The organism is Glycomyces salinus (assembly GCF_016428645.1).
GTDB lineage: Bacteria > Actinomycetota > Actinomycetes > Mycobacteriales > Micromonosporaceae > Glycomyces > Glycomyces salinus.
This window is the reverse complement of record NZ_JAELXW010000190.1, coordinates 1-701: the sequence shown is the minus strand read 5'-3', so window position 1 is coordinate 701 and position 701 is coordinate 1. Positions and strand designations below refer to the sequence as shown.

Genomic DNA, 701 nt, shown 5'->3' with positions numbered 1-701 from the left:
GAGGCGGCGTAGAAGTGGAAGGTGTACATGATGTTCGAGGCGTCGACCGGATCGTCGATGACCTCCTGCTCATCGGTGCCTCCGGAGACGCCGAGCGAGGACCAGTCGGCGGTGCCGAGCAGGACGACGCCGTCGGAGTCGTGCTGCCTGATCACGGGGATGATCTGCTCGTGGTAGGACTTGATCTCCGCCCAGGAGACGCCGTTGGGCTCGTTGGCGACCTCGTAGAACAGGTTGTTCTGGTCGCCGTGCTCGGCGGCGATCTCGGCGAAGAAGGTCTTGGCGCGATCGAGGTTGTAGTGCGGGTCGCCGGGGGTGAGCATGTGCCAGTCGACGATGACGTACAGGCCGCGGGCGGTGGCGTCGTCGATGAGGTCGTGCATCCGGGCCGTGAAGCCCTCGGGGTCGGTCTCGTACCCGTCCTCCTGGATGTACATCGACAGGCGCACGACGTCGGCGCCCCAGTCGTAGGCGAGGGCGTCGAGCGAGGCGTCGCCCACGCACTGCGAGAACCACTGCAGCCCGTGGGTGCTCATGCCGCGAAGCTGGACCGGCTCCCCCGCGGAGTCGCAGAGCCGTGTGCCGCAGACGTGGAGCCTGCCGTGCTCGTCGACCGGTGAGGCGGCCGACGCGGTGATCTCGTCCTCGAGGGTCTCGCCGACGGCGATGCCGTATCCCAGGGGCGCGAGCACGATCGCCGT

1 protein-coding gene is annotated in these 701 nt (G+C 67.9%); it reads right to left on the bottom strand.

Going from position 1 to position 701, the window contains the following annotated elements:
- Positions 1–668 (bottom strand): glycoside hydrolase family 5 protein (locus tag JFB92_RS24990; RefSeq protein ID WP_372451699.1); only part of this gene is annotated, 668 nt, incomplete at its 3' end.
- Positions 669–701: the final 33 nt, after the last annotated feature.